Origin of the sequence: Zavarzinia compransoris (assembly GCF_003173055.1) — a bacterium.
In the GTDB taxonomy this organism is placed as follows: Bacteria; Pseudomonadota; Alphaproteobacteria; order Zavarziniales; family Zavarziniaceae; genus Zavarzinia; species Zavarzinia compransoris.
In genome coordinates this window covers 98,068-116,459 of the sequence record NZ_QGLF01000004.1, presented here as the reverse complement: position 1 = coordinate 116,459, position 18,392 = coordinate 98,068, and the positions used below count along the sequence as shown (strand labels likewise).

Sequence of the window (18,392 nt, the reverse complement as noted above, 5' to 3'; positions counted from 1 at the left end):
CATGACGATTTCCGTGGACATCCACCGCGACAAGCGGGAGGTGATCGCCGCCGCTTACGACCGGGTTTCCGGCCTGATGGACGACCTGCCCGCGACCCTGGCCCATTTCCCCAGCCTGGAGACCTTGGCACCGCTCGGCGACGAGCGCTACCACTGGAAACTGTCGCCGCTGGGTCCGATCACCCACCGCGTCCGGATCGATTTCGCCACCGCCTTCAAGGTGGAGCGGCACAAGGGCCACCTCAGCTTCGAACCGGTGAAGGGCGTGGGCAGCGCCGCGATCGGCGGCCGCATCCTGCTGCAGCCGCTGGACGGCGAGCGCACCCAATTGCAGATGACGATCAAGGGCACGGTCCATGTCCCCCTGTCCTTCCTGCTAAAGCCCCTGGCGGCGCCCATCGTCGCCCGCGAATTCAACGGGTTGGTCGACGGTTTCGTCGCCAATCTCCAACGCGCCCATCTCTGACCGCGGAGGCCGCCATGCCCATTCCCGCCGCATCCGAACAGCTGGACGCCTTCCGCGCCGCCCAGCGCCTCGCCTATGACTGTGCGGCGGCGATCGCCGCCGAGCTGCGCCCCGGCATGACCGAGCGCGAAGCCGCCGGCCGCATGAAAGCCTGGGCCGAGGACCATGGCGTGCGCGACTGGTTCCACGAACCCTTCGCCTGGTTCGGCGACCGCACGGCCTTTCGCGGGCTGATCGCGGTCAAGGCGCTGCGCGGCTTCAACCCCGCCTTCCTGCCCGGTTTCCGCCGGCTGGAGGAAGGCATGCCCTTCATCCTGGACTGCGCCCCGGTGGTCGGCCAGGCGGTGGCCGACATCGGCTATGCCGGCGCCCTCGGCTTCAATCCGGTGGTCGAGCAATTGCTGGACGACCTGATGGCCCACCGCGCCCTGATCGTCGAGCGGGTCTCGGCCGGCGACAGCATGGCGCAGGTTTCCCGCGCCGTCGACGCGCTGTGCCGCCGCCAGGGGGTGGAGCCGCGGCATCATGCCTATCCCTTCAACGTTCTCGCCCATCGGGTGGAACTGCTGCCGGGCGGCCCCAGCCGGTTCAGCGTCGCCCAGTTCGGGCTGCGCGCGATCCGCGCCCTGCGCACCCAGGTGGCCGAGGGCAAAAGCGCCGGCTGGTCGCCGCTGTGGTCCAGCGCCGAAACATCGGACCATCCGCCGGTGCCCGGCCTCTGGGCGGTGGAACCCCATCTCGGCTTCCGCGACACCGGCGCCAAATTCGAGGAATTGCTGGTGATCCGCGAGGACGGTAGCGCCCATTGGCTGGACGACGACCTGCCCCATGTCCGGCGCTGGGCCGCCCGCCAGCAACAGAAGGCCGCGTAATCATGGCAATCTCATCCGCATCCGCCTTCCGCGTCGATTCCGGCGAGGTGACCCTGGCCGGCCATGTCGCCGGGCCCGAGGGCAAGCCGACGATCGTCCTGATCCACGGCTATCCGGACGACAGCACGGTCTGGGACGGCGTCGTCGCCGACCTCGCCCGCGACCACCGGGTCATCACCTATGACGTCCGGGGGGCCGGGCTTTCGGGCGCGCCCTCGTCCGGCCGGGGCTATCACCTGGGCCGGCTGATGGCCGATCTCGCCTCCGTCCTCGATGCCGAGGCGCCGACCGGCAAGGTTCACCTGGTCGGCCACGACTGGGGGTCCATCCAGGGCTGGCAGGCCCTGGTCGATCCGCGCACGCGGGTGCGCATCGCCTCCTATACCTCGATTTCCGGCCCGTCCCTGGACCTTGCCTTCAGCGCCATCCGGCAAAGGGTGAAGGACGAGAAGCTGGCCGCCCTGCCCCCCCTGCTCGGGCAATTGCTGAAGTCCTGGTACATCCTCGCCTTCCACCTGCCGGTGCTGGCGCCCACCCTGTGGCGGGCCGGCATCGCCCGCCTGTGGCCGCGCATCCTGAAGCTGACCGACGGCATCGAGACCGAGGCCCACCCCGGCCAGCTGCGCGACGGCGTGAACGGCATCAACCTTTACCGCGCCAATTTCCGCGAGCGCATGTTCGGGCCGAAGACCCCGACCATCGAACAGCCGGTGCAACTGCTGGTGCCGACCCAGGATCCCTTCGTCTCGCCCGCCATCTTCGACAACCTCAGCGATCACGTGCCCCTGCTGACCCGGGAAGACGTGCGCACCGGCCACTGGCTGCCGCTGACCGACCCCGCCCTGATCGCCGACCGGGTGCGCCGCTTCGTCACCCATGTCGAGACCGGGGCGGATTGCGCGGCGCTGGCCCAGGGCCGGCGCCGGGCCGCCCGCCACCGCCGGGGGGCCGGTCCCTTCGCCGGGCAGCTCGCCCTGGTCACCGGCGCCGGCAGCGGCATCGGCCGGGCGACCGCGCTGGCCCTGGCCGCCAAGGGCGCCGACGTGATCGCCACCGATATCGACCTCGACGCCGCGGAACGCACCGCGACCCTGGCCCGGCTGGTCGGGGTCGAAGCCAGCGCCCGCCGCCTCGACGTGGCCGATGCGGCGGCGATGGACGCCTTCGCCCAATGGGTGGACGAGACCCTGGGCGCCGTCGATATCGTCGTCAACAATGCCGGCATCGGCCTTGCCGGCGATTTCCTCGATACTTCGGCAGAGGACTGGAAGCGCGTGCTGGACGTCAACCTCTGGGGTGTCATCCACGGCTCGCGCCTGTTCGGCCAGCGCATGGTGGCGCGCAAGATGCGCGGCCATATCGTCAATGTCGCCTCCGCCGCCGCCTTCATGCCGGCGCGCGGCCTGTCCGCCTATGCCACCACCAAATCGGCGGTGCTGATGATGAGCACCTGCCTGCGCGCCGAACTGGCGGACAAGGGCATCGGCGTTTCCGCCATCTGCCCCGGGCTGATCGACACCGGGATCACCGACCGCACCACCTTCGTCGGCGTCACGGCCGAGGAACAGGCGCGCAAGCGCACAAGCGCATCGCGCCTCTACGCCCGCCGGGCGCTGACCGCGGACAGCGTCGCCGCCGATATCGTGAAGGCGATCGAGGGCGACCGGCCGGTCGCCATGGTCGGGATCGAGGCGGTGGCCGGCCACCTGCTCGGCCGCCTCTCGCCCGCCCTGCTGCGCCGCCTCGCCGGCGCCGACCTGATGCCGAAGTAACCGCGAAGGATCATGGCCATGACCCCGTACAAGATCGTCCCGCGCAAGGTGAGTTTCGACTGGAAGGGCACGCCGCCGCAATGGATCAAGGGCGAGCCCTTCGTCTCCCATCTCGCCAACTCGACCCATATCCTGCTGCCCATCGTCGAGGCCTGGTTCTGCCAGGTGTACAAGGAAGCGCTGCCCCACGTCACCGACGACAAGCTGCGCGAGGACGTCATCGCCTTCATGCGCCAGGAGGCGATCCACGGCGGCGCCCACAAGCCCCTGGCCGAGCATTTCCTGAAGTTCGGCATGAATATCGCGCCCGGCGTCGCCCGTACCCAGCGCATCGTCGATCGACTGGTCGGGGATCCGGAACGGATCTTCGGCCTGATCCCGGTGAAGCGCCTCGGGCTCGGCAAATGGTGGCTGGACACGCGCGTCGGCATCATCGCCGCGGGCGAGCATTTCACCTGTATCCTCGGCCGTTTCATCCTGGAGAACCAGGAACTCGACAAGCTGGAGCCCGACGCCACCATGCTCGACCTGCTGCGCTGGCACGGGGCGGAGGAAGTGGAGCACCGCGCGGTCGCCTTCGATCTCTATAAGGACATGACCGGGGCGCCGATCGCCCACCGCGTGCTGGTGCTCGGCTTCATCCTGCCCTTCCTCACCTGGTACTGGGTCGAATCCACCCGCTACCTGATGAGCCAGGACCCGACGATCGCCAAGGTGCCGGGCTTCTTCACGGAATGGCGCAAGGCCTCGGCCCGGAACATCATCCCCTCGGCGCGGAGCCTGATCGGGGCGAGCTGGCGCTTCCTCACCCCCGGCTACAACCCGGAACACGAGGCGGATACGGAGATCGCCCTCGATTACCTGGCGCGCTCGCCGGCGACGAGACGGAAGACCGCCGCCGCCTGACCGCGCTCAGCCGGCGGCGAGTTGCGCCGCCAGCCTGTTGTGCCGCTCGATCGTCACCGGCAGGTCGATGGTGGCCAGCTGCCCGTCGCGCACCACGACCCGGCCGTCGACCACGGTGAGCGCGGCACTGGCCGGGGCACAGAAGACGAGGGCCGCGACCGGATCGTGCAGGGCCCCGGCAAAGCCGACGCCCGACAGGGAAAAGGCGGCGAAATCCGCCGCCTTGCCCGCTTCCAGGGAACCGATGTCGTCCCGGTTCAGCACCCGCGCGCCGCCGATGGTCGCGATTTCCAGGGCATCCCGCGCGGTCATGGCGGCGGGGCCGAAGCCGACCCGGGCCAGCAGCAGGGCCTGCCGCACCTCGCCCAGCATATGGCCGCCGTCGTTGGAGGCGGAACCGTCGACGCCCAGCGCCACCGGCACCCCGCGGTCGCGCATGCGCCGGACCGGCGCGATACCGGAGCCGAGGCGCATGTTGGAACAGGGGCAATGGGCGACGCCGGTGCCCGTGCGGGCGAAGAGGTCGATCCCCGCCTCGTCCAATTGCACGCAATGGGCATGCCAGACGTCGCGCCCGGTCCAGCCCAGGTCCTCGACATATTCGGCCGGCGTCATGCCGAATTTCTCCCGGCTGTAGGCGATGTCGCTGGCGTTTTCGGCCAGATGGGTGTGCAGGGACACGCCATAGGCGCGGGCCAGCGCCGCCGCCTCGCGCATCAGGTCGCGGCTGACCGTGAAGGGCGAGCAGGGCGCGACCGCGACCCGCTGCATCGCCAGGGGTTCCGGGTCGTGATAGGTCTCGATCAGGCGCCGGGCGTCGGCCAGGATCGCCCCTTCCGCCTCGACCACGCTGTCGGGCGGCAGGCCGCCCTTCGAGGCGCCGACGCTCATCGCGCCGCGGCAGGCGTGGAAACGCATGCCGATCTCGCCCGCCGCCTCGATAGAATGGTCCAGCCGGCAGCCGTTCGGGTAGATGTAGAGGTGGTCGCTGGTGGTGGTGCAGCCGGACAGCAGCAGTTCGGCCATGGCGACCTTGGTCGAGACGCCGATCATCGCCGGCGTCAGCCGGGCCCAGAGCGGATAGAGGCTGGTCAGCCAGGTGAACAATTCGCCGTCCTGCGCCGCCGGGACGACCCGGGTCAGGCTCTGGTACATGTGGTGATGGGTGTTGACGAGGCCGGGGATGACGATCTGGCCCCGCGCCTCGATCACCTCGTCCGCGGTCGCCGGCAGGTCGGCGGTCGGGCCGACGGCGACGATGCGGTTACCCTCGGCGTAGAGGCCGCCGTCCGGGATTTCCCGGCGTGCCCCGTCCATGGTCACGAGCCTGTCGGCATGGCGAAGGAGCAGGGTTTTCGGCATCGGACCCCTCTAGACTTTGGTCTAATTCATGCACCAATGCACCTTGGCCATGCGAAAGCGCAAGGACACAGCGACCCGCGAAGCGGTCTATCTATCGGCAATCCATTAGGGACGAGCTGGCGGAGTCGGTCATGTTGTCAGAACGTATCAGATTGCACAGCCTGCACGACAGGGTGGTCTCGGCCGACGAGGCCGCCGCCCTGATCGAAGACGGCATGATCATCGGCATGAGCGGCTTCACCCGCGCGGGCGAGGCCAAGGCGGTGCCGCTGGCGCTGGCCGAGCGGGCCAAGCGCCAGCCGATGAAGATCACCCTGATGACCGGCGCCTCCCTCGGCAACGACCTGGACAAGACCTTCGCCGAAGCCCATCTCCTGTCGCGCCGCCTGCCCTTCCAGTCCGATCCGGCGATGCGGAAGGCGATCAATGCGGGCGAGGTCATGTTTATCGACCAGCACCTGTCGGAAACGGTGGAAATGCTGCGCTCGAACCAGTTGGGCCCGATCGATTACGCCATCGTCGAAGCGATCGCCATCACCGAGGACGGCGGCATCGTCCCGACCACTTCGGTCGGCAATTCGGCGACCTTCGCCATCCTGGCGAAACAGGTGATCGTCGAGATCAACGTGAACCAGACCCTGGCGCTCGAAGGGGTGCACGACGTCTATATCCCGACGCGCCGCCCGCACCGCGAGCCGATCCCGGTGCTGAAGCCGGACGACCGCCATGGCACGCCCTATATCCCGATCCCGCCGGAAAAGATCGCGGCGATCGTGCTGACCGGCAAGAAGGACAGTTCCTCGAACATCCTGCCGCCGGACGCCGAGACGCAGGCGATCGCCGGCCACCTGATCCGCTTCTTCGAGGGCGAGGTGGCGAAGGGCCGCCTCGGCTATAACCTCCAGCCCCTTCAGGCGGGCATCGGCACCATCGCCAATGCGGTGCTGCACGGCTTCATCGACAGCCCGTTCAAGGACCTGACGATGTATTCCGAGGTGTTGCAGGACAGCACCTTCCAATTGCTCGACGCCGGCAAGATGCTGTTCGCATCCGGCGCCTCCATGACCCTGTCCAAGGAGATGGAGGCCCGGGTCCTGCCCGCCTTCGCCACCTATCGCGACCGGCTGGTGCTGCGCCCGCAGGAGATCTCCAATCATCCGGAGGTGATCCGCCGCCTCGGCATCATCGCCATCAACACGGCGCTCGAGGTCGATCTCTACGGCAACGTGAATTCGACCCATGTGAATGCCACCCACATGATGAACGGCATCGGCGGCTCGGGCGATTTCGCGCGCAATGCCTATCTCTCGATCTTCGTCACCAAGTCGGTGGCGAAGGCGGGCGCCATTTCGTCGATCGTGCCCTTCGTCACCCATGTCGACCATTGCGAGCACGACGTCGACCTGATCGTGACCGAGCAGGGCCTTGCCGACCTGCGCGGCCTCGCCCCGCGCGAGCGGGCGCAAGCGATCATCGACCATTGCACCCACCCGGATTACCGCCCGGCCCTGCAAGCCTATTTCGACGAGGCGAAGGCCCGCGGCGGGCACACGCCCCATGTGCTGGAACGGGCCTTCGCCTGGCACCTCGCCTATCGCGACCGGGGCACGATGAAGGCGGCCTTCTGAGAGGCCGGACACGACAAGGGCGCCGGCGGTAACCGCCGGCGCCCTTTTTCTTTGCGCTTGCTTATTTCCCGGCCAGTTTCTTCCGGGCGGCCTCGTCATCCATCAGTTCGTACCACATGGCGTTGAGGACGGCGAAGGCGGCGGCCAGCGGCAGGCCGAGCAACCAGGCGAAATACCACATCTGTCTTTCTCCTTGTCAGTAGGCGTGACCGCCCTTGCGGGTGATGTCGGCGGCTTCGACCTTGCCCCACAGGATCTTGTAGACCCAGGCGGTATAGGCCAGCACGATCGGCAGGAAGATGACGACGACGCCGAGCATGATGAACAGCGTGAGGTGGCTCGACGAGGAATCGAACACCGTCAGGCTGGCGCGCGGATCGATCGAGGACGGCAGGATGAAGGGGAACATCGACAGGCCGACGGTCGAGATGATCCCGAAGATCGACAGCTTGCTGGCCAGCAGGGTCAGGCCTTCCTTGCGCGCCCCGAAGCCGACGAAGGCGAGGAAGGCGCCGAGAAGCCCCAGCACCGGCGCGATCAACATCCAGGGATGAGCGCCGTAATTGGCGAACCACGCCCCGGCGACGACGCTGACCGTCTTCGACAGGGGATTGGACGGCCCCGCCCCGTCCTGCACGCTGGTGATCACATAGCCGTCGACCATGAAATAGAGCGCGACGCCGCCGAGCGCGAACAGCACGACGCTGGCGAAGGATGCGCCCTGGCCGAAGCGCCGGGCCCGTTCCTGCACGGCACCGCTCGTCTTCAGCATCAGCCAGGCGGCGCCATGGGTGACCAGCATGGCGACCGAGAGCAGGCCGCACAGCAGGGCATAGGGGTTGAGCAGGGCGAAGAACGTCCCCTCGTAGACGATGCGGAGATCGTCCTCGAGCCGGAACGGAACCCCCTGGAGCACATTGCCGACGGCGACGCCGAAGATCAGCGCCGGCACGAAGCCGCCGACGAACAGGGCCCAGTCCCAACCGCTGCGCCAGGCGGCGCTGTCCCGCTTGCTGCGGTACTTGAAGCCGACCGGGCGCAGGATCAGCGCGGCGAGGATCGCGAACATGGCCAGATAGAAGCCCGAGAAGGACACGGCGTAGAGCTGCGGCCAGGCGGCGAAAATGGCGCCGCCGCCGAGGATCAGCCACACCTGGTTGCCTTCCCACACGGGCCCGACGGTGTTGATGACGATGCGCCGCTCCAGGTCGCCCTTGCCGACGAAGGGCAGCAGGGCGCCGACGCCAAGGTCGAAGCCGTCGGTGGCGGCGAAGCCGATCAGCAGGATCCCGAGCAGCAGCCACCAGATCAGGCGGAGCGTTTCGTAGTCGATCAGTTGATGAAGGATCATGTCGGTTACTCCCCGGGCACGATGGCGGGCGAGATCAGACGGGCTTCCGGCGCCTCGTCCGGTTCGGGCCCCTTGCGGATGGCCTTCAGCATCAAGCCCATCTCGATGACGATCAGCACGGTATAGATGGCGACGAAGCCGACGATGGTGAGCAGCAGCGTGCCTGCGCCGAGGTTCGACACCGCCGCCGCCGTGGGCAGCACGCCTTCGATGATCCAGGGCTGGCGGCCGAATTCCGCGACCACCCAGCCGAGTTCCGCCGCGATCCAGGGCAGCGGGATCGCCAGCACCGCGAGCTTCAGCAGCCAGGGCCGCTCGGTCAGGCGGCGCCGGGCCGAGAGGACGAAGAAGGTTCCGGTCAGGATGATGAAGAAGAAACCGAGGCCGACCATGATGCGGAAGGCCCAGAACAGGGGCAGGACCTCGGGCACCGTGTCCCAGGCCGCCTTGTCGATCTGTTCCGGCGTCGCCGTGCGCGGATCGTCGGTGTAACGCTTGAGCAGCAGGGCATAACCGAGCGAGGCGCCGTTGTTCTCGAAGGCGGCGGTCACTTCGGGCGCGACACCCTTGCCGCCGGCGGCGCGGATCTGCTGCAGGGCGTCATAGGCGATGATACCCTCGGCGATGCGGCCCTTGGCGCTTTCGACCAGATCCTTGATGCCGGGCAATTCCTCGGTCAGCGAGCGGGTGGCGATCAGGCCCATGACGGCGGGGATATGGACCGCGAAATGGGTCTCCCGCGCCTCCTGGTCGGGGAAGCCGATCAGGGTGAAGTCGGCGGGCGCCGGCTGGGTCTCCCACATGCCCTCTATGGCCGCGAGCTTCATCTTCTGGTGCTCGTTGGCGAGATAGCCGCTTTCATCGCCAAGGACGACGACCGAGAGCGAGGCAGCGAGGCCGAAGGAGGCGGCGACCGTCATCGAGCGCTTGGCGATCTCAAGATGGCGGCCCTTCAGCGCATACCAGGCCGAGACGCCGAGGACGAAGATCGCCGCCGTGGTGTAACCGGCCGAGACCGTATGGACGAATTTCGCCTGGGCCACGGGGTTGAACACCACGTCGAAGAAATTCTCCACCTCCATGCGCATGGTCTGGGGGTTGAAGCGGGCACCGATCGGGTTCTGCATCCAGCCGTTGGCGATCAGGATCCACAGGGCCGAGAAATTCGAGCCGAGCGCCACCGCCCAGGTGGCGACGAGGTGCCCGACCCTGGACATCTTGTCCCAGCCGAAGAAGAACAGGCCGACGAAGGTCGCCTCGAGGAAGAAGGCCATCAGGCCCTCGATCGCCAGCGGCGCGCCGAAGACGTCGCCGACGTAATGGCTGTAGTAACTCCAGTTCATGCCGAACTGGAATTCCATGACGATGCCGGTGGCGACGCCAAGGACGAAGTTGATGCCGAACAGCGTGCCCCAGAACTTGGTCATCTGCCGCCAGATCGGGCGGCCGGTCATGACATAGACCGTCTCCATGATCGCGAGCAGGATCGAGAGACCAAGGGTCAAGGGCACGAATAGAAAATGGTAGAGCGCCGTGATCGCGAACTGCAGTCGCGACAGGCTGACGATATCCAGTTCCATGCCGTTTCACGCCGGCGGCTGCCGGCGCCCTCCTGTTGGACCTCACCCGTTGCCGGGTGCAACACCGGACGCCCGCGCGGACCGCAGCCCCGCGAGCATGTCCTCGAACGCCGCCTCGCCCTTGCGGGCTTGGCGGCGGATACCACCGCCACCGATTTCGACCAGCCGGTCGGCGAAAGCCGCCTCGCGCCGCAGATGGGTGGCGATCACGACCGTCCGCCCCTGGGCCCGCCGGGCTATCCTGGCCAGCACATCGGCGGCGGTCGCTTCGTCCAGCGCCTCCGTAGGTTCGTCGAGCAGCCAGACCGGGACCTTGCGCTGGATCAAGCGGGCGAGCGCCAGGCGTCTCATCTGGCCGCCGGAAAGCCCGAGGCCGCCGTCGCCGAGCATGGTCGAAAGCCCCGCCGGCAAGGCGCGGACATCGTCGCCGAGCCCCGCCGCATCGAGCGCCGCCATCAGGTCCCCGTCCCCGGCCGCGGGATCGGCAAGGCGCAGGTTGCCGGCCAGGGAGTCGCGGAAAACCTGGCTTTGCTGGGTGAGAAGGGCTGCCGGCAGGGTCTCCACCCGGCCCCACGCAGCCGCGATTTCCCCGGCGACGAGGGCCAGCAGGCTGGACTTGCCCGCCCCGCTCGGCCCGATCAGGGCGACGATTTCGCCGGGTGCGACGGACAGCGTGAGATCGGCGAATACCGGACTTGCGGCACCCGCATGGGTTAGAGAAACCCGGTCGAGGCGAAGCGCCGCGCCCCCCGCGGGCGCCGGCAGCGGCGGCACCGGCGCGGTTCCGTCGAGCGCCGGCCCCAGCCGGTCGAGGGCGAGCAGGCTGCGGCCGATCTCGACCGCGCCCCGGCGCAGCGCCGCAAAGGGTTCCATCACGGCGAGCGCGACCAGCACGGCGAAGGCGGCAAGCGGCGCATCGATCGCCCCCTGCCCCGCCAGATGGCCGACGGCGAGCAGCACGCCGGCCAGGACCAGCGCCGCGGCCAAGCCGAGGGCGAGGCCGGCCGCGGTCTCGATCCGGTTCAGCCGGTCGTCCGCTGCGGCGAGATAGCGGTCGGCGGCAAGGGCCGCCTCGCGCGCCGCCGCCAGCCGCCCGGCCATGGCCAGATCGGCCTGGCCGTCGACCAGATCGACCGTGCGCGCCCGCAGCGCCTCCAACCCCAGGGCCCGGCGCCGGGCCGGACGCCGCCCCGCCCGCGCCGCCAGCACGGGAATGCCGAGGCCCGCCCCCGCCAGCACCAGCGCAAGCCCGAGGCCGAGCCAGGGCGCGAGCAGGCCCAGGGCGACGGCGGCCGCCAGCGCCGTGCCCAGCGCCGCGGCCAGGGGCACCAGCAGGCGCAGGTAGAGCGATTCGAGGGCATCGATATCATTGGTCAGGCGGAACAGCAGGCGGGCCGGCCGGGCGAACAGCTCGCGTGCGGCGCCCGGCTGGGCGTAATGGCGGAACACCTGCCCGCGCAGGCGGGCGAGCAGCGCCAGCGTCGCGTCATGGGTGACCAGCCGTTCGCCGTAACGCGCCCCGGTCCGCCCGAGGGCGAGCAGGCGGATCCCCGCCGCCGGCGCGAAGACATCGAAGGCGAGCGCCGTCGCCGGCACCAGCCCGGCCAGCGCGGTCGCGGTGATGAACCAGCCGGACAGGCCGAGCAGGGCGATCCCCGCCAGCACCGTGACCACGGCCAGGATACAGCCGAAGGCGAGCTGGCGCCTGTCGGCCAGCGCCAGCAAGCGGGTAAGCGCCGGTCTCAGGCGACGGCGGCGCATGGCGCGTCTCCCGGCGGGTTCAGGTGGATCACCCGGTCCATGGCGGCGGCCAGCACCGGATCATGGGTGGCGACGATCAGGCCCCGCCCCTCGGCGAGGCGAAGCAGGCCGGCCGTGACCGCCTGCGCGGTTTCGGCATCGAGATGGGCGGTCGGCTCGTCCGCCAGGATCAGGCCCAGATGCGGCGTCGCCGCCGCCCGGGCGATGGCGAGGCGCAGCACCTCCCCGCCCGAAAGGCCGAGGCCGCCCTCGCCCAGCACGCGGGCACCGTCGGTGCCGCCGACCGGGGCGAGCGCCGCCGTCTCGATCGCCGCCGCGACCGCCGCCGGCCCGACGCCGGCCCGGCCCAGCGCGATATTGGCACGCATCGAGCCCGGAAAGACATGGGGCCGCTGGCCGATCCAGGCCATGCCGGCGCGAAGGGCGGCGGCATTTTCCGCGCCCAGGACCTGCCCGCCGATCAGTACCCGGCCGCTTTCCGGCACCAGAAGGCCGGCGATCAGGGCCAGCAGGGTGGATTTGCCCGCCCCGCTCGGCGCCATCAGCGCGACTTTCTCGCCCGGCTTCAGGGCCAACGCGAAGCCGTCGAGCACGGCCGCCGCCGCCCCGGCATGGCGGAAGCGCAGCGCCTCCACCGTCACCGCCGGCGCCGGCCCCGGCTGCCGTGCCGGCGCGGGGTCGAGGGCGCCGGGCAGGTCCAGCCCCGGCGCCAGCAAGCCTTCCAGCGCCGCGACGCCGGCCGCCCCGGCGGCGCGGTCGTGCCAGACGGCGGAGAGATCGCGCAGGGGTTCGAAAAAGGCCGGGGCCAGCAGCAGGATGAACAGCCCCTCGCCCAGGCTCAGCACCCCGCCCCAGGCGCCGAAAGCCAATTGCCCGAGCAGGTGAAAGCCGACATAGACCGCGACCATGGCCACGCCGAGCGCGGAAAAGAGTTCGAGCACGGCGGAAGAGAGGAAGGCGATGCGCAGCACCGCCATGGTGCGCTGTTGCAGGCCGCGCGCCGCGGCGTCCAGCCGTTCGGCGGTGGCGGCGACCGCGTTCAGCCCGCGGATGGTGGCAAGCCCGCGCAGGCGGTCGAGCAGGAAGGCGTTCATGCCGCCGAGTTCGACCATCTGCGCCTCGCTCGCCGCCTTGGCGCGCCAGCCGACCAGGGCCATGAAGACCGGGATCAAAGGCGCCGCGACGAGAAGGATCAGCGCCGCGACCCAGGACAGGGTGCCGACGACGGCGGCAATGGCCAGGGGCACCGCCATCACCCGCCATTGCACCGGGCGGAACCGTTGCAGGAAGGGCAGCACCGCCTCGGCCTGTTCGGCCAGGACGCTGGCGGCAAGGCCGGCGGGATGGCGCCGGGGATCGAAGGGCGAGCCTTCGGCCAGCACGGTCAGCGCGCGGGCCCGCGCCGCCGTCAGCAGGGCCCGCGCCCGGCGATAGGACAGGCGCCCGCCCCAGGCCTCCAGCCCCGCCCGCAAGGCGCCGAGGGCAAGGACCAGGGCCGCCGGCCCCGCCGCCGCGCCGAGGCCGCCCCCCGCCGCCAGCGCATCGATGCCCAGGGCGAGGCCGGCCGCCTGGGGCAGCCACAGGAGGGCGGCGGCCAGGGCGAGAGCGGCGCCGCGGTCGGGCGGCGCGCCCCGTTCGATGGCATTGTCCCGGGCCATGGTCAGCGCCCCTTCCGGCCCGGCGCCCGGTCGAGCAGGCGGGTGATGCCGGCGCCGAGGCCGAGAAGCGCCGTCAGGCGTTCCGTGTCCAGGCGCTTCACGTCGTCGTACCAGCCGGTCAATTGCTCGATCAGGCCGTGCATTTCGGCAAGGCGCGCCTGGGCATGGCGTTCCGCCGCCGTTTCCGGCACTTCCATCAGAATGTCGCGCAGCACGGACAAGGTTGGATCGACCTCGCGCTTTTTGCGTTCTTCGGCCAGCGCCCGAAGGATGATCCAAATATCCGATGGTGTCGTGAAAAAATCGCGACGGTCGTCGGGCCGATGGCGCAGGAGAACGAGATTCCAGGCCTGAAGCTCGCGCAGGGACATGGAGACATTGGAGCGGGAAATGCCCAGGGCCTCGACGATCTGATCGGCGCACAGCGGCTCGGGCGAGACATAGAGCAGGGCATAGATCTGCCCCACCGTCCGGTTGATGCCCCAGCGGCTGCCCATTTCACCGAAGTGAAGCACGAAGGTCTGGATCAGCGGCGGCAGTTTCATGGCGGGCCTGCCCGCTTCCTCTCATTTCAATAAGTCCTGAAAATACGATAATCTTAAGTGATATCGGGAACAAGGGCGCAACCGCCCCTGCGACAAGATAGAGCGCCCCCGTGACCGGCCGCCGCAGCCCCCTGCGCCAATCGTCGCAGGGCCGGTGCGACGGGGTTCCGTATGTGCGGGAGCCCCCTGGCGCTGGCACGCCGGAAGGTATATATTCAAATTCATGAATATACATAATGTGGAGCGTAAAACCGCCCTGGTGGCGGAAACGCTGAAATCCCTTGCCCATCCGAAGCGGCTTCTCCTCCTCTGCCACATGACGGCGGGGGAGCAGACGGTGGGGGAACTCGCCCGCCGGCTGGCGTGGCGCGAATCCTCCGTCTCCCAGGCCCTGATGGGGCTGCGGCGCGAAGGCATGGTCGCCGGCCGGCGCGAGGGCCAGCACATCCATTACGCCATCGCCCGCGACGACGTGCGCCGGCTGCTCGGCTTTCTCTATGCCACCTATTGCCAGGACGAGGACGACCCCGACCATGACTGATTTCCTGCTGCCAACCCTGGGCGGGGCGCTGATCGCCTTGTCCGCCATCGTCATGATGGGCGCGCTCGGCCGTATCGCCGGGATCAGCGGCATCCTGGGCGGCCTGCTGCCCCCCGCCCCGGCCCGGGGCGAGGAGGCGGGGATCCGCCTCGCCTTCATCGCCGGCCTTTTGGGCGGGCCGCTGCTGCTGGCCCTTGCCGCCGGCGGCAGCGGGATCGGCGCCCCCGTCGTCTCCCTGCCCCTGATGATCGCCGGCGGTTTCATCGTCGGCGTCGGCACCGCGCTCGGTTCCGGCTGCACCTCGGGCCACGGTATCTGCGGGCTGCCGCGCCTGTCGCCGCGCAGCTTCGTCGCGGTCGGGACCTTCATGGCCACCGGCATCGCCACCGTCTTCGTCGTCCGCCACCTGATCTGAGGAACGGTACCATGGCACGCATCCTGACCGCCCTTGCCGCCGGGCTCGTCTTCGGCCTCGGCCTTGCCCTGGCGGGCATGACCGATCCGGCCCGGGTCCTCGGCTTCCTCGACCTTGCCGGCGCGTGGGATCCCTCGCTCGCCTTCGTCATGGGGGCCGGGGTCATCGTCACCTTCATCGGCTACCGCCTGGTCTTCGCCCGCGGGCGGCCGCTGCTGGCCGCCAGCTTCCAGGTGCCGACGCGGCGCGACATCGACCTCAATCTGGTCGGCGGCGCCGCCCTGTTCGGCATCGGCTGGGGCCTTGCCGGCTATTGCCCGGGGCCGGCGCTGTCGTCGCTGGTCGGCGGCGATCTCCGGGTGCTCTATCTCGTCCTGGCCATGGTCGCCGGCATGCTGGTCGTCCGCCTCGCCCGGGCGAAGGGGTGACGGGGATGGAACAGCCCGATCTCTGGCGCTGGGCGGGGCTCGGCGCCGGGGCCCTGGCGCTGGCCCTGTTCGACCTGCGCCAGCGCCGCCGGGCGACCGCGCGCCAGCGCCATGCCCGCCTGCGCGGCCGCTGGCTCGATGCGGTGCTGGCCCGGCCGGGGCAGGAAATCGTCGCGGTGCAGACCATCCGCAATTCGGTGATGGCGGCGACCATCGTCGCCTCGACCACGGTGATCGCCCTGATGGGCACCATCAGCCTGGTCGGCCCGGTCGCCCTGCATCTGGCGCTGCGCGCCGCCGATACCCTGGGCGAGACCGCGATCACGCCGGTACGCACGGCGATCGGCGGACTGATCGTCGCCACCCTGTTCACGTCCTTCATCCTGGCGACCCAGTCGGCGCGCTTCTACAACCACCTCGGCTATCTGGTCGGCTTCGGGGCCGATATCGCGCCCGAGGACCGGGCGGTCGCCCAGCGCTATGTCGCCCTGGCCGGGCGCTATTACAGCGACAGCCTGCGCACCCTGTTCTATCTGGCGCCCCTGGTCGCCGGCCTTCTGGAACCCCTGGCGGTCCTGCCCGGCGTCCTGCTGATCATCGCCGCCCTGGCCTGGTTCGACCGGGGCGGCGCCTCGCCTCAGAGTTTGTCCGATTTCGGCTGAATCAGCCAAAATCGAAAAAGACAAACGGCCACGCATCAGGCTGGAATTTGTCCGCTTCAGCATGAAGCGGACAAACTCTAAGCCCGGCGCAGCGCCGGCCCGTCCTCGCAACAGGCGGGGTCGAGGGCGGCCAGGGCCGCCTGCTGGCTGAGGAAGACCCGGCCCGACAGATGTTCGAGGAACGGGGTGCGCTTCAGGCGGTCCATCACCGGCCCCTTGACCTCGGAAAGGTGAAAGGCGACGCCGGCCGCCTTCAGCCGGGCGTCGATCGCCTCCAGGCTTTCGAGCGCGCTGGCATCGATCAGGTTGACCGCCGAACACATCAGCACGACATGGCGCACCGACCGGCGCCGGGCGATCAGGTCGTAGATCCGGTCTTCGAGATAGCGGGCATTGGCGAAATAGAGGCTTTCGTCGACCCGGAGGCTGAGGACCGTCTCGCTCTCGATCACCGCATGGCGCTCGACGTTGCGGAAATGCTCGGTTCCGGGCACGCGGCCGACGATCGCCATATGGGGCCGGCTGGTCCGGTGCAGGAAGAGGAGAAGGGAGACGGCGACCCCGGCGACGATCCCCGCCTCGACCCCGACCAGCAGGACAAGGGCGATGGTCACCGCCATGGCGGCGAAATCGGCCCGCGAATAGCGCCACGTCCGGCCCAGCGCCCCGAGATCGACCAGCGACAGCACGGCGACGATGATGGTCGCCGCCAGCACCGCCTGGGGCAGTTTCTCGAACAGTGGCGTGAACAGCAGGGTGGTGACCAGCAGGCCCAGGGCGGTGAAGACGCCGGCCAGCGGCGTTTCCGCCCCGGCATCGAAATTGACCACCGAGCGGGCGAAACCGCCGGTGACCGGATAACCGCCGGTGACCGCCGCCGCGACATTGGCCGCGCCCAGGCCGACCAGTTCGGCATTGGCATCGATCCGCTGGCGCCGCTTGGCCGCCAGGGTCTGGGCGACGGACACGGACTCGACGAAGCCGACGACGCTGATCAGCAGCGCCGGCCCCGCCAGCGCCAGCCAGAGACCGGCATCGAACAGCGGCAGCCCCAGGGGCGGCAGGCCGCCGGGGATGAGACCGACCGTCTTTACCCCCTCGGCATCCAGGGCGAAGCCGGTCACCACCGCAATCGAACCGACCACCGCCGCCACCGGCCCCGCCTTCGCCACCATGTCGGCCGCCCGGGCCCCAAGGCCCAGGCGGACCAGCAAAGGTTTCAGGCGCTTGCGCACCCAGAACAGGAAGACGGTCGCGACCGCGCCGATCGCCAGCGTGTAGGGATTGACCGCCGAGAGCCCCTGGAACAATTCGGCCGCCAGTGCCGGCAGCGTATCGCCCGCTGCCTTCACCCCCAGGATATGCTTCAACTGGCTGGCCGCGATCAGCAGGCCGGAGGCCGAGATAAAGCCCGAGATCACCGAATGCGACAGGAAATTCGCCAGGAACCCCAGGCGAAACACCGCCATCGCCAGCAGGATGAGACCGGATTCGAGCGCCAGGATCAGCGCCGCGGCGACATATTCGGGCGTGCCCGGCGCCGCCACCGTGCCGGCCGCGGCCGCCGTCATCAGCGAGACCACCGCCACCGGCCCCACCGCCAGCGTCCGGCTGGTGCCGAACAGGGCATAGGCGACCAGCGGCAGGATCGAGGCATAAAGCCCGATCTGCGGCGGCAGGCCCGCCAGCATGGCATAGGCCAGGCTTTGCGGCACCAGCATGATGGTGACGACGATGGCGGCGACCAGATCGCTCGCCAGGGTGCGGCGATCGTAGCGGCGGCCCCAGTCGAGACAGGGCAGCAGGCGGGCCAGCTTCGGCGACATCAAAGGTTCCCCAGGCGGCGGGCGCGCAGGCGGATCAGGGCGGCCGGGCCCTGGTGGCCCCGGCCCTCCTCCAGCACCGCCTCGGGCGTCGACAGATGCTCGATCGAGAGAGCGGCGAAATCGGCGCGCAATTCGTCGGCGCCGTAATACCAGCCCGGCTCGGCCGGCCCGCCGGAGGGGCGGCCGCATTGCTCGGCCCGGAAGCCTTCGATGATCGCCAGGCCGCGGGGGGCCAGCGCCCGGACCATCCCGGCATGGACCAGGGCACGCAGGGCCCGGGGCATATGGGCATAGACGGCGACCACGCCGTCATAGAGGCCGGCGGGCGGCGACCACAGGCCCAGGTCCTGCTGCACCACGGCGAGCGGCAGGCGCAGGGCCTGGGCGCGGCTGCGCAACTGGGCGCAGGCGACGGCGGACAGGTCCATCGCGGTCACGGTGTAACCGCGCGCGGCCAATGCCAGGGCATGGCGGCCCTGACCCTCGGCAAGGCACAGCACCCGGCCGCCCGGGGGAATGGCGCCGGCACTGTCCATGACGAAGACGGAAGGGGCGAGGCCGTAATAGGCCTCGTCCCGCGCGAAGCGCTCGTCCCAGGGGTTCAGCGCCGCCATGCCGG

18 protein-coding genes are annotated in these 18,392 nt (G+C 69.6%); 9 read left to right on the top strand and 9 right to left on the bottom strand.

The features are described from left to right. Position 1: 1 nt before the first annotated feature. From DKG75_RS14415 to DKG75_RS14400, 4 genes are read left to right on the top strand one after another with little or no spacing between them, the layout of a single operon-like run. Positions 2 to 466: an SRPBCC family protein gene (locus tag DKG75_RS14415; protein WP_109921835.1), complete on the top strand. Its 465-nt coding sequence runs from the start codon at positions 2 to 4 to the stop codon at positions 464 to 466. Positions 467 to 480: 14 nt separating this feature from the next. Continuing rightward, a complete protein-coding gene (locus DKG75_RS14410) occupies positions 481 to 1,338 on the top strand; it encodes a M24 family metallopeptidase (RefSeq protein WP_109921834.1) in 858 nt (285 codons plus the stop codon). 2 nt (positions 1,339 to 1,340) lie between these two features. Next, the gene (locus DKG75_RS14405; RefSeq protein ID WP_109921833.1) at positions 1,341 to 3,110 is read left to right on the top strand and encodes an SDR family oxidoreductase; all 1,770 of its coding nucleotides are present in this window, start codon (positions 1,341 to 1,343) and stop codon (positions 3,108 to 3,110) included. A gap of 18 nt (positions 3,111 to 3,128) precedes the next feature. Then, a complete protein-coding gene (locus DKG75_RS14400) occupies positions 3,129 to 4,016 on the top strand; it encodes a metal-dependent hydrolase (RefSeq protein ID WP_166646585.1) in 888 nt (295 codons plus the stop codon). A 6-nt stretch (positions 4,017 to 4,022) separates the two neighbouring features. On the opposite strand, the gene DKG75_RS14395 is transcribed toward DKG75_RS14400, so the two are convergent. Then, the gene (locus DKG75_RS14395; protein ID WP_109921831.1) at positions 4,023 to 5,378 is read right to left on the bottom strand and encodes an 8-oxoguanine deaminase; all 1,356 of its coding nucleotides are present in this window, start codon (positions 5,376 to 5,378) and stop codon (positions 4,023 to 4,025) included. Between the two features lie 131 nt (positions 5,379 to 5,509). Between DKG75_RS14395 and DKG75_RS14390 the strand changes: the two genes are divergently transcribed. Continuing rightward, a complete protein-coding gene (locus tag DKG75_RS14390; protein ID WP_109921830.1) occupies positions 5,510 to 7,006 on the top strand; it encodes a succinyl-CoA:acetate CoA-transferase ScpC in 1,497 nt (498 codons plus the stop codon). Positions 7,007 to 7,067: 61 nt separating this feature from the next. On the opposite strand, the gene cydX is transcribed toward DKG75_RS14390, so the two are convergent. Genes cydX through DKG75_RS14360 form a run of 6 tightly spaced genes read right to left on the bottom strand, consistent with a single transcriptional unit; the run spans position 7,068 to position 13,901 of the window. Next, positions 7,068 to 7,187, bottom strand: coding sequence for a cytochrome bd-I oxidase subunit CydX (gene cydX, locus DKG75_RS14385; RefSeq protein ID WP_109921829.1), 120 nt, complete (start codon positions 7,185 to 7,187; stop codon positions 7,068 to 7,070). 15 nt (positions 7,188 to 7,202) lie between these two features. Then, positions 7,203 to 8,357, bottom strand: coding sequence for a cytochrome d ubiquinol oxidase subunit II (gene cydB / locus DKG75_RS14380; RefSeq protein ID WP_109921828.1), 1,155 nt, complete (start codon positions 8,355 to 8,357; stop codon positions 7,203 to 7,205). A 5-nt stretch (positions 8,358 to 8,362) separates the two neighbouring features. Then, positions 8,363 to 9,937, bottom strand: a complete 1,575-nt coding sequence (locus DKG75_RS14375; protein WP_109921827.1) for a cytochrome ubiquinol oxidase subunit I — start codon at positions 9,935 to 9,937, stop codon at positions 8,363 to 8,365. Between the two features lie 42 nt (positions 9,938 to 9,979). Beyond that, positions 9,980 to 11,698, bottom strand: coding sequence for an amino acid ABC transporter ATP-binding/permease protein (locus DKG75_RS14370; protein ID WP_109921826.1), 1,719 nt, complete (start codon positions 11,696 to 11,698; stop codon positions 9,980 to 9,982). Further along, complete coding sequence (cydD, locus tag DKG75_RS14365; RefSeq protein WP_109921825.1) at positions 11,680 to 13,356, bottom strand: thiol reductant ABC exporter subunit CydD; 1,677 nt, start codon at positions 13,354 to 13,356, stop codon at positions 11,680 to 11,682. The genes DKG75_RS14370 and cydD overlap by 19 nt, the downstream gene beginning before the upstream one ends. A 2-nt stretch (positions 13,357 to 13,358) precedes the next feature. After that, positions 13,359 to 13,901: a GbsR/MarR family transcriptional regulator gene (locus DKG75_RS14360; protein WP_109921824.1), complete on the bottom strand. Its 543-nt coding sequence runs from the start codon at positions 13,899 to 13,901 to the stop codon at positions 13,359 to 13,361. A gap of 223 nt (positions 13,902 to 14,124) precedes the next feature. Here DKG75_RS14360 and DKG75_RS14355 point away from each other — a divergent pair, with 223 nt between their 5' ends. From DKG75_RS14355 to DKG75_RS14340, 4 genes are read left to right on the top strand one after another with little or no spacing between them, the layout of a single operon-like run. Further along, positions 14,125 to 14,442, top strand: a complete 318-nt coding sequence (locus tag DKG75_RS14355; protein ID WP_109921823.1) for an ArsR/SmtB family transcription factor — start codon at positions 14,125 to 14,127, stop codon at positions 14,440 to 14,442. Continuing rightward, the gene (locus DKG75_RS14350) at positions 14,435 to 14,857 is read left to right on the top strand and encodes a YeeE/YedE family protein (protein ID WP_109921822.1); all 423 of its coding nucleotides are present in this window, start codon (positions 14,435 to 14,437) and stop codon (positions 14,855 to 14,857) included. The genes DKG75_RS14355 and DKG75_RS14350 overlap by 8 nt, the downstream gene beginning before the upstream one ends. An 11-nt stretch (positions 14,858 to 14,868) precedes the next feature. After that, positions 14,869 to 15,285: a DUF6691 family protein gene (locus DKG75_RS14345; RefSeq protein ID WP_109921821.1), complete on the top strand. Its 417-nt coding sequence runs from the start codon at positions 14,869 to 14,871 to the stop codon at positions 15,283 to 15,285. 5 nt (positions 15,286 to 15,290) lie between these two features. Then, positions 15,291 to 15,947, top strand: a complete 657-nt coding sequence (locus tag DKG75_RS14340; protein WP_109921820.1) for a DUF599 domain-containing protein — start codon at positions 15,291 to 15,293, stop codon at positions 15,945 to 15,947. A gap of 77 nt (positions 15,948 to 16,024) precedes the next feature. Here the strand turns inward: DKG75_RS14340 and DKG75_RS14335 are convergent, their stop codons facing one another. Further along, a complete protein-coding gene (locus tag DKG75_RS14335; protein ID WP_109921819.1) occupies positions 16,025 to 17,773 on the bottom strand; it encodes a SulP family inorganic anion transporter in 1,749 nt (582 codons plus the stop codon). Continuing rightward, positions 17,773 to 18,387, bottom strand: coding sequence for a class I SAM-dependent methyltransferase (locus tag DKG75_RS14330; RefSeq protein WP_166646586.1), 615 nt, complete (start codon positions 18,385 to 18,387; stop codon positions 17,773 to 17,775). The genes DKG75_RS14335 and DKG75_RS14330 overlap by 1 nt, the downstream gene beginning before the upstream one ends. Positions 18,388 to 18,392 lie beyond the last annotated feature (5 nt).